11 protein-coding genes are annotated in these 15,163 nt (G+C 67.6%); 2 read left to right on the plus strand and 9 right to left on the minus strand.

What is annotated here, in order from left to right:
- Positions 1 to 6: 6 nt before the first annotated feature.
- The 8 genes from FB471_RS25090 to FB471_RS25125 form a co-directional block, all read right to left on the minus strand.
- The gene (locus tag FB471_RS25090) at positions 7 to 1,242 is read right to left on the minus strand and encodes an acyl-CoA dehydrogenase family protein (RefSeq protein ID WP_142000801.1); all 1,236 of its coding nucleotides are present in this window, start codon (positions 1,240 to 1,242) and stop codon (positions 7 to 9) included.
- Positions 1,243 to 1,283: 41 nt separating this feature from the next.
- A complete protein-coding gene (locus FB471_RS25095) occupies positions 1,284 to 2,582 on the minus strand; it encodes a condensation domain-containing protein (protein WP_142000802.1) in 1,299 nt (432 codons plus the stop codon).
- A gap of 14 nt (positions 2,583 to 2,596) precedes the next feature.
- A complete protein-coding gene (locus FB471_RS25100) occupies positions 2,597 to 4,354 on the minus strand; it encodes a non-ribosomal peptide synthetase (protein ID WP_142000803.1) in 1,758 nt (585 codons plus the stop codon).
- A 138-nt stretch (positions 4,355 to 4,492) separates the two neighbouring features.
- On the minus strand, positions 4,493 to 6,046 hold the full coding sequence (locus FB471_RS25105; protein ID WP_246076573.1) for an FAD-binding oxidoreductase: 1,554 nt from the start codon (positions 6,044 to 6,046) through the stop codon (positions 4,493 to 4,495).
- Complete coding sequence (locus FB471_RS25110; RefSeq protein WP_142000805.1) at positions 6,043 to 6,759, minus strand: DUF2306 domain-containing protein; 717 nt, start codon at positions 6,757 to 6,759, stop codon at positions 6,043 to 6,045. Before FB471_RS25110 ends, FB471_RS25105 begins: the two co-directional genes overlap by 4 nt.
- The gene (locus FB471_RS25115) at positions 6,756 to 7,826 is read right to left on the minus strand and encodes a DUF2855 family protein (protein WP_142000806.1); all 1,071 of its coding nucleotides are present in this window, start codon (positions 7,824 to 7,826) and stop codon (positions 6,756 to 6,758) included. Before FB471_RS25115 ends, FB471_RS25110 begins: the two co-directional genes overlap by 4 nt.
- Positions 7,827 to 7,862: 36 nt before the next feature.
- The gene (locus tag FB471_RS25120; RefSeq protein ID WP_142000807.1) at positions 7,863 to 9,173 is read right to left on the minus strand and encodes an aminotransferase family protein; all 1,311 of its coding nucleotides are present in this window, start codon (positions 9,171 to 9,173) and stop codon (positions 7,863 to 7,865) included.
- A gap of 5 nt (positions 9,174 to 9,178) precedes the next feature.
- Positions 9,179 to 10,483: an FAD-binding oxidoreductase gene (locus FB471_RS25125; protein ID WP_246076574.1), complete on the minus strand. Its 1,305-nt coding sequence runs from the start codon at positions 10,481 to 10,483 to the stop codon at positions 9,179 to 9,181.
- Between the two features lie 492 nt (positions 10,484 to 10,975).
- Here FB471_RS25125 and FB471_RS25130 point away from each other — a divergent pair, with 492 nt between their 5' ends.
- Together FB471_RS25130 and FB471_RS25135 are read left to right on the plus strand one after the other, a co-directional pair.
- Complete coding sequence (locus tag FB471_RS25130) at positions 10,976 to 12,562, plus strand: MFS transporter (RefSeq protein ID WP_142000809.1); 1,587 nt, start codon at positions 10,976 to 10,978, stop codon at positions 12,560 to 12,562.
- A 102-nt stretch (positions 12,563 to 12,664) separates the two neighbouring features.
- Positions 12,665 to 13,840 carry an epoxide hydrolase family protein gene (locus FB471_RS25135; RefSeq protein WP_211358135.1) on the plus strand — a complete coding sequence of 392 codons (1,176 nt, stop codon included), beginning with the start codon at positions 12,665 to 12,667 and terminating at the stop codon, positions 13,838 to 13,840.
- Here the strand turns inward: FB471_RS25135 and FB471_RS25140 are convergent.
- On the minus strand, positions 13,759 to 14,919 hold the full coding sequence (locus FB471_RS25140; RefSeq protein WP_142000810.1) for a glycosyltransferase 87 family protein: 1,161 nt from the start codon (positions 14,917 to 14,919) through the stop codon (positions 13,759 to 13,761). The two genes, FB471_RS25135 and FB471_RS25140, sit on opposite strands and share 82 nt — an antisense overlap.
- Between the last annotated feature and the right edge of the window lie 244 nt (positions 14,920 to 15,163).

The following is a 15,163-nucleotide window of genomic DNA, read 5'->3' on the forward strand; positions in this document are numbered from 1 at the left end:
TTCATATCAGGCCTGGTCTGCGAAGAAATGGGCTTGGGCCAGCTCGCGATTGGCCATGCTGGACAGGAAGGTGCCGAGCCCGGCATGGCTGTGCAGCATCGACATGTCGCGCCAGACCCGCTCGACCCGCTCCCCGGCGCGCACCGAGCTGGACCCGGCAGTGGGGAACAACTGGCTTTCGACCGCGCGCCAGCACAGCCGAACGGTTTCCCTGCCGATCAGGGCCAGCCGCAGTTCCCGCTCGCGGGTGATCGCGGCCGGTCCCCGCGCACTCAGGTCCCGCCACTGCCGGACCGCGTCCAGTACCGCCGCCTCGGCCGCCGCGATCATGCCCGCCGCCTCGCCGTACCGGAACTGGTAGTCGGGGTCCTCGGTCCGCGGCACGATCGGCCAGAAACTGGTGGTCCTGGCCCGCATCAGCTCGTCGTAGGCGTCCAGGGCACCCTGCGCCATACCCACCGCGAGGATGCCGAGTTCGAGAAGCATGAAGCTGAGCGGGCCGCCGCCGTACTCGGGGTTGGTGTGCAGCGCTCGTCCCGGTGTTCCCTTGGTGGGGTCGGTCTGGGGGAGCAGGCCCGTGCGGGTCAGGTGGTCGGGGACGTGGGCTTCGACCGCCGTGATGCCGTGCGACCCGCTGCCGCGTAAGCCAAGTTGGCCGCCCCAGTCGTCCTCCAACCGCCACGACTCGCGCGGCAGGACGAACATCAGGGGCGTCGGCTCCGGATCGCCGTCCCGGTGCACCATGGTGTGACCGAGGAAATGTGTCGCGTACGGCGAACCGGAGCAGTAGCGCCAGGTTCCGTTCACCACCCAGCCGCCGTCGACACGCGTCGCCGAGCCCGCGGGCGCGACCGTGGCGGGACAGATGAAGTCGCCGGTGGCGAACAGTTCCCGCTGCGCCCGTTCCTCGAACAGCGTGCCGACGACCAGCGCGTGCGCCGCGCCGAACAGGTACATCCAGCCGGTCGAGGGGCACCCGCGGGCGAGCGCCGTGCAGACCCTGGCGAAGGTGTCGGCGCCGAGCTCGTAGCCACCGTAGCGGCGCGGGACCAGCAGCCGGTAGAGACCGGCGTTCACGAGCTGGTCGTGGACGTCCGGTGCGTAGTAGGTTCGTTGCTCGGTCTCGGCCTGCCGTTCGACGAGGCCGCTCGCGATGGCCCTGGCCCGTGCCACCGCCTCCTCCGCGGCGAGTCCGGTTTCGGGAGCCCGCACGTGTCCCGGCTCGGTTCTGGTGCTCGTCATGGGCACTGGCTCCTTGTCGCGTGCGTGGCGGGGATACACGATCACGTCAGCGCGGCCTCGAGCCGGCGCCGGAAGTCGTCGGCGATTCCGGTGATCGTGCTGCCGTCGAACGTGTTGGCGTTGTACTTCAAGCTGCTCACGATCCGGCCCGAGCGCAGGATCTCCAGTGCCCACGAGCCCCCGTTGGGAATGCTCGAACTTCGCCGCTGCGACAGCCGCCGGTCGCGAATCGCGGTACCGGTGGCCTCGCCGAGAACGAGGTCGTCGGAGAAGGCAGGCGGTTGCAACACCTGAAACGCGACCACGGCGCCGCCCGGATCGCCGAACGCCTCGGTGATCTGTGGCACCTCGTCGACGATGTCACCGAACGGGATGTCGTGCGCGTATGCTTCGAAGCACGTCGTCCGCACCCGGGTGACGGCATCGCGCAGGTGCCGGGCGTCGCCAAGGTCGGTCAGCAAGGGCAACAGGTTGAAGAACGGACCGACCGTGTTGTTGAAGCGCTCCTGGTACCGGCCCGCGGTGAAGGTCGGTGTCATGATCCGGGACACGCCGGTCATGTCCCGCAACTGCAGCTGATGTGCGGCAAGCAAGACCATGAATGGCGTGCTGCGTACCGACCGGGCGAATGCCCCGACCTTGGCCGAAAGGTCATCGTCGAGGACGAATCGGTGTGCGGCGTAGACATCGTGCCGGTCGTCGGGCAAGGGCCGGTCGGTGGGGACGGCGGTCATGCCGTTTCCGTGAAGTTTGTGCCGCCAGTAGTCTCGTGCCTGCCCGGTGGCGATACCGCCGTGTCGCTGCCACACGGCGAACTCCGCGTACTGCGGTGCTTCCGGGAGATCGGCCTGCTTTCCGGCCAGCCGCGCGGTGTAGCAGGCGGCGAGGTCGCGTACCAGCAGCCCCATCGACCAGTCGTCGCTGGCGACGTGATGTGTCGCGAGTACCAGCACCGAGTCCTTCTCGTCGAACTGCCCGAGCACCGCCCGCAGGTGCGGAATCTCCGCGACGTTGATCGGCTGCTCGTCGACGTCGTTGAGCAGGGCCTCCGCGTCGCGGTCACGGTCGCCGGAATCCAGCATTCGCACCGAAAGGTCGGCCTGGTTCGGGGGGTGGACGACCTGGTGGCCGCCGCCCTCGCCGGCCACGACATCGGTACGCAGCACGTCATGCCGGGCCACGACGTCGTTCAGCGCCTGCTGGAGCACGGTCGCTTCCACCGGGCCGGTGAGCCGCCAGGCGTCGACGAGGATGTGCCGTTCGCCGAACGCGCCGTCGGCGTCGCCCTTGTCGAACGCGAGTAGGAACTCCTGGTTGAAGGAGAGCGGGGCGCCAGTCATCCGGTCGTATCTCCTCACGTGGTTGCCGCCGGGACGCGGCTGTTCAGCCAGATGTCCAGCTCCCGGACGGTCGGCGCGTTGAACACGTCGCTCACGCCCACCTCGACGCCGAGTGCCTTCCCGATCCGGGTGGCAAGGCGCACCGCCAGCATCGACTGCCCACCGAGGTCCAGGAAGCTGTCGTCGATGCCGACCTGGTCGGTCGCCAGCACCTCGGCGAACAGCGCGCAGAGCAGCTCCTGGCGTTCGGTCGCCGGCGGCTGGTAACCCGCGATCTCGTCGAAGTCCGGTTCGGGCAGCGCCCTGCGGTCGACCTTCCCGTTGGCGGTCAACGGCAATGCGTCCACCTCGACGAACGCCGCCGGCACCATGTAGTCCGGCAGCTCGGCCCGCGTGTGAGCGCGCAGTGCCGCGAGGTCGAGCGGCGCGCCGTCGGTCACGACGTAGGCGACCAGTCGTTTCTCGCCAGACGGGGCGACTCGCGCCACCACGGCGGTATGTGCGACGCCGGGTTGTCCCGCGAGGACGTTCTCGACCTCGACCGGCTCCACCCGGAAGCCCCGGATCTTGACCTGGTCGGTTACCCGGGACACGAACTCGACCAAGCCGTCACCGGTCATGCGAACCAGGTCACCGGTGCGGTACATCCGGTTGCCTACGCCCGCGAACGGGTCGTCGACGAACCGTTCGGCGGTGAGATCCGGGCGGCCGTAGTATCCGATGGCGAGTCGCGAGCCGCCGACGTACAGTTCGCCGACAGCGCCGTCCGGGACCGGCTGGTGGTTCCCGTCGAGGACATACAGCCGGACACCGGCCATGGCCCGGCCGAGAGGGACACCGGAGCCCGGTTCCGGCCTCGGGATCGGCACCGACGTCGCGAACAGGGACAGTTCCGTCGCCCCGTACATCGACCTGACCACGATGCCAGGGCAGGCGTCCAGAACCCGCCGCACGGCGGCGGCACTGATCACGTCACCGCCGGTGAGCACCTCCTGTACTCCCGTGAGGCATTCCGGGGACTCCTCGGCCAGCACCCGGAAGAGGCCGGCGGTCAGGTGCAGCCCGGTGATTCCGTGCTCGCTGATCCGATGCCGCAGGGACCGCGCGTCGACCTCGCGAGACGGCGCGATCACCACCTGACCGCCGCGGAGCAACGGCACCCACAACTCGTAGGTGGACACGCTGTACGCGTATGGCGCGACGGCAAGCACACGCAGGTGCCGGCCGCTGTCCCAGCACGGGTCGGCGACGAGCTCCAGAACAGCCCGGTGCGGCACCGCGACACCAAGAGGTTCACCGGTTGACCCGGAGGTGTGCATGACGTACGCGGTGTCACCGGACGTCGTCGGGCTCGCCGGGTCCGTCCGCGGCATCCCTGCCGTTGCCTGATCGACGTCCACTGCGATCGTGACGCGCGCGGTCGGCGTCTCACCCCGCTGCATGGCGCTGTCCACCAGCAGGATCGGCCCACCGGCGTGATCCATGATCCGCTGCATCCGGTCGCGGGGATACGCGCTGTGCAACGGCAGGTAGAACGCCCCCGCCTTCAGGATGGCCAGCAGGGCCACCACCAGGTCGGCCGAATGTTCCATCAGGACCGCGACCGGGTTTTCGGATCGTACACCGAGCGACCGCAACCGGTTGGCGAGCTGGTTCGCCCGATCGTTCAGCTCCCGGTAAGACAGCAGAACGTCGCCACAGACCACCGCGGTCGCGTCCGGTGTCCGGGCGGCCTGTGCGGCGAACCGGCTTTGTATGGACGGAAATCCCATTCGGCTAGCCCCCGTACCCCAGGATGGTCGGTTCTGTCTTCTCAATCTTTCGGATTCGCCGGCTGGTACGCCAACTTCTGGATTGCGTGACGTGATCGCGGGCCGGAAGGCCTTCGCCCAGTCCGACCTTCGCCCGAGTCATGGTTGATTATCGGGTGGTTCGATCGAAAGGCAGTGGCGGAACTCGTTACGCGGGTCATACAACTTCTTGATCCGTTGCAGCCGCGGGTAGTTCTCCTTATAGTACAGGGTGGACCACGGCACTCCTGACGTGTTCCATTGTGGATCGGCGAGGTCCCGGTCCGGGTAGTTGATGTAGGCACCCTCGTTGTTCTCGTCGGGAACCGGTACACCTCCGGTCTCGGCGTAGATATCCCGGTAGAGCGCACGCAGGTTCCCAATGTGGTATTCATCCTCGTCCGGATCCCACCACGCCGAAAGGAAGGCGCCCTTGAGTATCGAGTTTCGCTGCGCGACCGCGGTGGCGTCCGGCGCCACGGCGTTGACCCGGCCGCCGTACCCGATGAACATGAAGTAGATCGACTTCGGGTTCTCGGTGTCCAGATGGCGGTATGCCGTGGCGGTCTGCTCGTCCGTATACCCCCTGCGCAGGTAGGCGGACTTGAGCTTGAACCGGGAGCCGCCAAGCGCGTTGTGGTCGCCGCGGTTTGAATGAGTGAAGAAGTACAGCCACGATACGACCCCGTTGTCGGCCCGCGCCGACGGCTCGACCTCGACACCTTCGGTTACCGCATCGAAGAACTCGTTCGTCAGCCGCCGCGCGCCGGGGATGTCGTCGTCGATGAGCGACCCGATCGCGATCAGCCCGCCGGACCGATGGGTCGCGCAGAAGAAGGCGGTGAGATCCGCCTCCGGGCTCCCCGGTGCGCTGTTGCGCTCGAACCAGGCTGCGTAGTTGCGCACGATCTTGACGAAGTCGCGTTCGGTCATCGTGTCCCAGGACCACACCAGCTGGCCGTTGCGCCACCGGACGGGAGCCGTGGGCAGGAGTTCGTGCGGGTCGCTCGAGGTCGCCCCCGGCTGCCGTAGCCAGTACCTGGTCACCACGCCGAAGTTGCCGCCGCCACCACCGGTGTGTGCCCACCACAGGTCATGGTGCGGATCGTCGGGCTCGTCGGTGGCCACGATCGCCCTGGCGTGCCCCGAGGCGTCGACGACGACGACCTCGACCGCGCAGAGGTAGTCCACTATGGCGCCGTAGCGCCGGGACAGCGGTCCGAATCCACCACCGACAAGGTGCCCGCCGATGCAGACTTCCGTGCCTTCCCCGGCTGGAACCGTTACACCCCAACGTTTGTAGAGCTCACGGTAGATATCGCCGACCTTCGCGCCAGGCTGCATCGAGAAGGCACGTCGAGCGCGGTCGAAGTCTACGTCGGTCATCATGGAAAGGTCGAGCAGCATGCCTCCTTCGGCCGAGCCGGTTCCCTCGTAGCCGTGACCGCCGCTGCGGACGGTGACTCGCTTTCCCGCAGCCACCGCCTTGTCGATCGCGGCGAGGACCTCAGCGGTGCTGGTGGGAAAGCAGATATAGTTCGCATCGGACACGAAACGTTGGTTGAACCCGCAGCGAACAGCCGTCTCGTAGCGAGGATCATCCGCGGCGATGGCGGCAGGCTGCGGCAGCGTGGCGGCGTTCCGGCGCTCTATGTTCGTGGGCTGCTGCGTCACGACACGGCCTCCGAGTTCCGTCGCCGGAGTGCCTTCCGGCGATCCTCGGTGCGATAGATCCACCACTGGACGAGCATCAGGTTGCCCACCCAGCCGACCCATCGCACGGTTTCCTGCACGTAGTTGATGTCGATCACGTCGGTCATGGATAGGCCTATCCGGCCCAGGATGACGCCCCACACGTTGTTCATGACGATCGCGAAGCTGTACAGCATCAGGCGGCGGTGCTTGGCGAACTGACGCTGCCGTGCCCGGATGAATGCCATGGTGGTCACGGCCATCCACGTGATCGTGGCCATGGAGACACCGACCTGCCCGACGACCGGCGCGAACGGGACGATGACGAGACCGGTGCAACCGCCGATCAATGCCGACACCACGTAGAACCGGCCACTGATCCGGTGCACCCGTGGGTGGTTGGCCCGCAGCCACGGCCACAGTTGAAGCACCACGGTGATCATCGCGACGGTGCCGAAGAACATATGTATGAGCAGGAGCGGGAAGTAGAGGGGGAAACCGTCGTGCGGCGGCAGCGGTGCCGTCTCCTCGTTCAGTTCCCGGAACGGGCTGAGCTGGTAAACCAGGAAGGCGAGCACGACCAGGGCCAGCGGGATGATCCAGGGGCGGCGCCACCAGACCGGCCGGGTCGGCCGGTTCGTCGGTCCGGTGGCCCGCCCGCCGGTTGCCGCGACGGCGTCGACGTTCTGGGTCATGGTGTCAGCACCGCCCCCACTGCCGGCTTCTGTTCACCGGCGAGCACGGTGCGGAACGCGTCGGCGATCGCGTCCGGACCGTTCCCGCGCTGGACCACCAGCCAGGACCTGGTGCCGGTGAGGAACTCTTCCTCCGCCTCCCGGTAACGGCGCTTGTAGGCGTCGGCGCCGACTTCGGCCATGGTCTGCTCTTCCACCGCGGGCGTGAAGTACGGTTGCGGCTGCGGATCACCGACCTCCGGCGGGGCGAACGACGTGCTGGGGTGGGTGAATCCGGCGAGGAAGGTGGTGGTCAACTGGGCGCCCGCGTGCCGGTAGACCGCGCGTATCCGCTCGGCGGAGTTGGTGAAGTCGACGAACAGGGCCGGGCTCGGCACGGCGTCGGCGCCGAGTTCGTCGTAGGCCACCACCGAGTCGTAGAGCTCGAGGCCGCGGGCGAACGCCTTGTGCTCGCCCGAGGTCACGCCGGTCACTGAAATGCCGTCCCGGCGCGCCAGCAGGTCAGCCAGGCCGATGGCCGTCTTGCAGGACGCGCTGCTGATCAACACCGACTTGACGCCCTCGGTCGCGTGTTTGCCGATGGCGTCGGCCAGGGTGAAGGAACACGGGAACAGCGGGTGCAACAGTGCCCGCCGGTCGTCCAGCTCGTCAGCCTCCGGGGTGGCTGTCTCGTAGGTCCGGTACCAGTCGTGCGGGACGGCCTTCTGCTCGGTGTCGATGAACCCGCCGGAAATCGCCTCGGGGGTGACAATATGGTGGGTGGACGTCGGGAAGTACCCGAAGAACCTGCTGCCCTCGACGATGCCGGCGGCACGTGACTCGACGACGCGAGCGAATCCCCACACCGGTACCCGGCCGAATCCTTCCGGAGCGGGGAACACGTCGAAGAACCGCAGGGGCGAGTCGCCGAACAGCGCGTAGGTCGCGGTGACCGTGGTGATGCCGAAACGCTCGACGGCGAGGCGGACCTGGCCCGGTCGCAACCTCGCGGATGTGGCCTGACGAACCTCGTACCTGGTGAGGTCGTCCCGTTCGAACAGCAGGTCCCAGGCATCCATAGGGGACATATCGCTCTCCTCCGATTGTTGTGCCGGGATGTACGGTCAGCCGATGACCTCGTCGATGGCGGAGCCGACCACGGCGCACATCTCGTCCAGTTGCGTCCGCGTGGTGATGAACGGCGGGGCGAGCATGATGCCGTAAGGCATGCCGCGAACGATCACGCCGCGCTCCCAGCACGCCGTCTCGATCAGGTCGCCGACGCCGCGCCCTTCCGGATCGGGAACACTGACACCGCACAGCAATCCGGCGATGTTGACCGTGGCCTTTTCCCCGACCGAGCTGTCCATGCCCTTTCGCAGGTGGTTCGACAGCTGCTGGATCTTCGGCAGGAAGTCGCCTTCGGTGAAGTGGGTGACCGCGGCCAGGCCCGCGGCGGCCGCGATCGGGTTGCCCGAGAAGGTGTGTGTCGTCCCGAAAGCCATGTGACCGTCCTGGTCACGGAACGGCGATGCGACCCGCTCGTGGATCAGCAACGCGGACAACGGGGCGTAGCCGCCGGAGATGCCCTTGCCCGCACAGATCAGGTCCGGGGTCACGCCCACGGTGTGCGCCCCGAAGTTCTGCCCCGTGCGTCCGAACCCGGTGACGATCTCGTCGAAGACCAGCAGCACATTGTACCGGTCGCAGATCTCCCGCACCCGTGCGAAGTAGCCGCGGTCCGGTGCGGCGAGCTCACGCAGCTGGCTGAGCGTCTCCACGACCAGCGCCGCGACATTGTCGGGGCCTTCGGCTTCGATCGTCTGCTCGATCATGGCCGCGGCCTGCTCCCCGGCCTGCTCGGGGGTGAGATTCCACTGCTTGGCCAAGGTTTCCGGAGGTAACGTGTGTACCACGTCGGGCATCGGTTGGCCGAACACCTTGACACCGGGATGACCGGTGAGGCCGAGCGAGCCGTACGTGGCGCCGTGGTAACTCTCGTAGTGACTGAGGATCTTTTGCTTGGCCGGGTTGCCACTGACGGTGTGGTAGACCCGAGCCAGCCGGATGGCCGCCTCGACCGCCTCCGAACCACCGCTGAGCAGTTTCACCGCCGTGATCCCGTCTGGCGCGAGCTCGGCCAGGGCGTGGGCCAAGCGCAGGGCGTTGCGGTTCGTACCGTGCAGCGGTGGCTGGAAGGCGAGGCCGCGGTGCAACTGCTCGTTCATCGCCGTGGTGATCGGCTCACAGTCGTACCCGAAACACGTGACGAACACGCCGGACAGCGCGTCGAGATAGTTGCGGCCATGGATGTCGAACAGCTGGATTCCCTTGCCGTACTCGAAGATCGTGGTTCTTGGCGTGAACGGCAACTCGGCGCAGAACGACCGGGTCTCGGCCGGCCACTGGATCCCTTCGGCGGTTTCGGCTGCCATAGCACCTATTCCTGTCGGGTGTCGGTGGGGGACACGTCATCGCGGAACAGCCGGCCCGGGTCGATCCTGGCACGCACCCGGTCGACCGCGGCCGCCTGCCGAGCGTCGAGATGTCGGTGATCTTGCGCGAAGTCCTCCACGAAGCTGGGGACGACGCGGCCGGTGTTCCATCGGGCGAGCGCGCTCCGGACTTTCGCGCAGTGGGCACGGAGTGCCGCGGCGGCATCCGGGTCGGCCGCCAGGCCTGACCCGGCGTAGGAGTAGTTCGCGGTAAGGCGGTCGAGTACACCGCCCGGCGCCCGCGGGGCCGCATACGCGCCGCCCAACTGCCGTAACCCAGCTCCTACCAGTGGTGAACCGGACCCTTCCCCGATCACGTCGAGAAGCGGCGCCACGGCGTGTGCGTCGAACTCGTCGAGCAGCATGTGGTCGCCGACGATGGGCAGCGGCCCTTCCGGGTCCATGTGCGCGCGGAGCACCGCCGACGGCACGTCCTTCTGCCAGGTGTCCAGCAGCGGCGGACCGATCGCCCGAAGCGGACCCAGCAAGTCGTCGGCACAGCGCCGCGCGGACTCCGGATCGTCGGCGTGCACCACGCCGTCCACGGTGAACGTCGTGCGCCCGGCGAGTTCCCTCGGCACCTCGGGGACGTCCGGGAAGTTCATGACCCGCACCGACGTGGTGGCGATGTCCGGTGCGTCCTGGGCCCAGGCCAGCCAGGCGGTCAGTAGCCGGTCGGCCAGCGACCCCGGCCAGTACGCGGCCCCGGTGATCACGGTGGTGACCGGGAACAGGTCGAGTTCGATGGCGGTCACGACTCCGAAACCCCCGCCACCCCCGCGCAATGCCCAGAACAGCTCGGGATCGGAACCAGCGTCGACTCTGCGGTGCTGCCCGTCCGCCGTCACCAGCTCCACGGCGCGGACACTGTTGGCCGCCAGACCGACCAGCCGGCCGTACGGGCTCAATCCACCCTGCAACGCGTAACCGACGACTCCGACCGTTCCCGACGAACCGTGCGCCGCGGCCAGGCCGTGCGGCTCGGTGGCCCGGACTACGGCCTCCCATCGGGTTCCCGCCGGGACCCTGGCGATCCTGGCGCGGGGATCGAGAGTGACCCCACCGTCGATAGCGGTCCGGATGAGTACCGCGTCGCGTACCGGGCGGGCCGCGGCCGCACCGTGACCGGTGGAGTGGACCCGGACCCCCAGCCCACGATCCCGGGCGTAGCGGATCGCGGTACGGACCTGCTCGACGGTGCGCGCGGTCGTGGCGGCGGTGGGCTCCGGCGCGGCGACGGAATTGAACACGTGTGTGGCTGTGGCGAACCCAGATTCTCCCGGTGCCGCCATCAGCGGGGAATTATCCGCGATGGTCATCGCAGGTCCTCCGTGATTTTTTCGGCCCGGAACACGATTCGTACACTGGCCGCCCCATACGCGCTTCCCTTTCCGGTGGCGATCGACCCAGCCAACTATGGCAGCGGGACGCCCGGACTACTTCTTCGATGATGCGCGATCAGGTTGACGCGATCGAGGATTCGGGTCGTGGCGTGTAGATTCCGAGTGACCGATCCTGCGTCGAGCGGCGGCTCGCCGACTTTCCTACGGAGAGTTACGTAAGAGGCCGTGTTCGTACGTGGGTGAGTAAGAAATGCGCCCCGACCGAAGGACTCGCAAACGTGGCCGCGGGGGCGCCGTCCAGTGGAAGCCGGGCGAGCGTTGCCCGGCTCATGGCCCGTAGACACGTTCGTTGATCGCGCGTTTTGAATCAGACCCACGGTATATCGAGGTGATAGCTCGATGACGGCAAAATACGCACAACCCGTCGCCGGCGTACAGGAGTGGACCGGACTCGGCGTGATGTGTCTCGCCACCCTGTTCATCGCGGCGGACGCGTTCGTGCTGATGCTGGCACTGCCCCATGTCGCCGTCGGTGTCGCTGCCGATGGCATCGAACAACTCTGGATCGCGGATATCTACGGCATCGTGCTCGGCAGCCTGCTGATCACCATGGGCGGGCTCGGCGACCGCATCGGGCGGCGCCGGTTGTTCCTGGTCGGAGCCGCCGGATTCGGCGCCGCGTCACTGATCGCCGCCTACGCGACGGACCCTGGCACGCTGATCGCGGCGCGGGCGCTGCTCGGTATGGCCAGCGCCGCGGTGATCCCGTCGACGCTCGGGCTGATTCGCACCATGTTCCGCGACCCCAAGCAGATGGGCGTGGCGTTCGGGATCTGGGCGTCGTTCTACACCATCGGGGCGGTACTCGGCCTGCTGGTCGGCGGCGTTCTGCTCGCGAACTTCTGGTGGGGCTCGGTGTTCTTGGCCAACGTGCCTGCCGTCGTGGTGGTGCTGGCGCTGGGATCGCTGGTGTTGCCGAAGAACCGGGACGTGGACGCCGGGCGACCGGACTGGATCAGCTCGCTGCTGTCGCTCGCGGCGATCCTGCCCGCGGTGTGGGGTGTGAAGGAGGCTTCGCGGGACGGCTGGGAGCCGTTGCCGATCGCCGCCATCGTCGTCGGCGTGTTGCTCGGCGTGGCCTTCGTCCGCAGGCAACGCGCGCTCAGCCGTCCCCTGCTGGACCTGAGCCTGTTCCGCAACCGCAGCTTCTCCATACCGTTGCTGGCCATGTTCATCCAGGCGGTACTGACCGGGACCGTGCTGTTGCTCCTCATGCTGGACTTCCAGCTGGTCCAGGGGCTCACGCCACTGCAGGCCGGGCTCAGCCTGGCGCCGGGTCTGGTGCTGAGCTCCCTGTGCGCGCCGGTGGTCGGGGTGCTCGCCCGGCGTTTCCGGCCCGCCTACCTGATCGCCTGCGGTGAGGCATTGGTGATCGCCGGACTGGTGCTGGTGATCGTGGCCGGTACCACCAGTGGACCCGCGCTGTTCATCGCCGGCTTCGCGCTGTGGTCGGCGGGTGGATCGCCGTTGTTGGCCGTCGGCATGACGCTGATGGTCGGGTCGGCTCCACCGGAGCGGGCAGGTGCCGCTTCGTCGATGCCCCAGGTCAGCGCGGAGCTGGGAAACGGCATCGGAGTGGCGGTGGTGGGCAGTGTCGCGGTTGCGCTTTACCACGCCCAGATGACCGACAGCCTGCCGCCGGAGGTCCCTGCCGAGACCGCTGCCACCGCCAGCCAGAGCATCGCCAACGCGGCGCAGGCGTCCGCGGATCTGCCGCCGGACCTGGCCCAGGTGGTGTTCTCGCAGGCCCGAGAGGCTTTCACCAGCTCGTTGCAGGTGGTGACCGGGTTCACGGCGGTCGTCTTGGCCGGGGTGATAGCGCTGATCGTCAGCCGGTTGCGGCACGTCCGCCCGCTCGGCCAGGAGGAGCCGGCGGGGCAGGAGGAGTCATCGCCGGCCGCTGACGTGACCGAAGAGCTGCGCTGAGCGCCGGTTTCCGGTGCGCGTTACGGCATCCGGCGAGAAGCTGTGCCTCGGTGCCGTGCCCATGATGGAATGTAGTTGTCGCATACTGATAGGTGCTGAACGATGAGCGATATCCTCCCTTTCCGTGTCGAAGTTCCGCAGGCCGACATCGACGAACTGCATCGGAGGATCGACGCCGCCAGGTGGCCGGACGAGATTCCGGGAACCGGTTGGGAACGAGGTGTCCCGCTGGGATATCTCAAGGAGCTGACGGAATACTGGCGGACGAAGTTCGACTGGCGGGCAGCGGAAAGGTGGCTCAACCAGTACCCGCAGTTCACGACCGAGATCGATGGCGCCAACGTGCACTTTCTGCACGTCCGGTCGGCGGAACGTGACGCGACGCCGCTGATTCTCACCCACGGCTGGCCCAGTTCGTCCGCGCAGTACATCGACATGATCGGCCCGCTGACCGACCCGGTGGCGCACGGCGGAGAACCGGAGGACGCCTTCCACGTGGTGGTTCCCACCATTCCGGGCTACGGGTTCTCCGGTCCCACCGGGCAGCAGGGCTGGAGCATGAGCAGGGTGGCGCGGGCGTGGGCCGAGCTGATGAGGCGACTCGGCTACGACCGGTACGTCACGCAGGGCGGAGACTGGGGCAAGGTGGTCTCGCTCGAGCTCGGCCGTATCGACGCGGAACACATCGATGCGGTGCACATCAACATGCTGGTCACGATGTTCGAGGACGACCCGGCGGTACTGGAGGGGCTGTCCGAGGAAGACATGAGGAAGGTCGAGCACACGCGCTGGTTCGCCGACGTGTGCACGGCCTGGAGCCGGCAGCAGGCAACCAGGCCGCAGACCCTCGCCTACGCGTTGACCGACTCGCCGATCGGCCAGCTTGCGTGGATTACCGAGAAGTACAAGGAATGGGCCGATACGGTAGACCGGCCGGAGGACGCGATCGACCGCGACACGCTGCTGACGATCGTGTCCACCTACTGGTTCACGGCAACCGCGGGATCCAGCGCCCACATGTACTTCGAAACCATGCATACCATGGCCGACCATATCCGGACTTGGGGCGGGCCGTGGCCGATTTCCGTTCCGGTCGGTGTCGCGGTATTCCCGGCCGACGCCACCCGACCGATTCGGCGGTTCGCCGAGAAGGCACTGCCGTCGATGACGCGCTGGACGGAGTTCGACCGGGGCGGTCATTTCGCACCGCTGGAGCAGCCCGAGTCGTTGGTCGGCGACATCCGGGAGTTCGTCCGGTCGGTGCTGCGACCGTCGTGAACCCGGTGACCGGCGCGGTGACGCGGGAACACCGCGAGCGCGGCCAGCGCAACGGTACCGATGACGACGAACAGTTCGGCGAACACAACCCGCAGTACGGGCGGCACCGGCACGGCGAAGATCATGGTGAACGTCCAGTAGGACGACGCGGCGAGGAGGAGGTACAGCACGCAGACGCCGGCCTTCTCGCCGGCACGGTCGTCCCGCCAGGCACGCCTCGCCCATAGCACCAACAACGGAACCCACCACACCCAGTGGAACGGCCAGGAAACCGGTGAGACAAGCAACCCGGTGAGCGCGCACGCCACCATCCCGGTCAGTTGATGTCCGAGCCGGCCGGCCCGCACCGCGACGGCCAGGCCGGCGCAGCCGACAGCGGCGGCGAGCAACAGCCACGGTCGTCGGTCGTCGGAGCCGGGCAACCGCTGTAGCGTCCCGAGTACCGACTGGTTGAACTCCCATGCGCTCTCCGCCGGCACCATGCGCTTGATGTCGAGCGGCACGTCGAACCAGTACCGCACGGAGTCACCCGGCAGCAGGAGAAATCCGACGAGCACGGTACCGGCGAAGGTCACCGCGGCCACCAGCCCGGTGCGGGTCTGGCGGCTCAGTAGCAAGTACGGGACGAAGATCAACGGCGTCAGCTTGATGCCGGCGGCGAGCCCGACACCGACGCCGCGGGAGCGATGGGTACCGTGCGCCAGATCGACGACGATCAGCAACATCAGGATCGTGTTGATCTGCCCGTTCCAGAAGTTCGCCAGCACCGGGGCGAGGGCGAGCGCCGCGAGCGCACCGGCGGCCGTCAACGTCGCTCGCCGGCGGGTGGATGTCACCTCCATGGTGCCGAGCAGCACCCAGATCACGCCCTCGAGGGCCAGCACGCAGACGAACGTCCACACACCGGTGGCCACGTAGAGTGGCAGCATCCCCAGCGGGGTGAACAGCAATGCGCTGATCGGTGGATAGGTGAACGGCAGACCGATCGGCGCGCTCGTGAAGTCGTACAGCGACTCGCCACGTAGTACCGTCTCGCCGCCGCCGCGGTAAACCTCGATGTCGACGCCCGACAACCCCATTCGTCCGAGGACGACGGTCGCACCGGCAACCGCCGCGGCGAGCAGGATCGGCGGTACGAACCCGACCGCCGTCCCCCCGATGCCGGGTTTCCACCGTGGCCCGCCGCGACCGCTCGCGGACGCCGATACTTCCGACACAACGTGCCGAGACGGCTATGGCGATGGTGTCATCGGCATCCGTGGCCTCGAGCCTGTTTCCCTGTTGCCACAGTGAGTCGGGCCCTGGGGCCGGCCCGCGTCGATC

It is taken from the genome of Amycolatopsis cihanbeyliensis, assembly GCF_006715045.1.
GTDB classification, from domain to species: domain Bacteria; phylum Actinomycetota; class Actinomycetes; order Mycobacteriales; family Pseudonocardiaceae; genus Amycolatopsis; species Amycolatopsis cihanbeyliensis.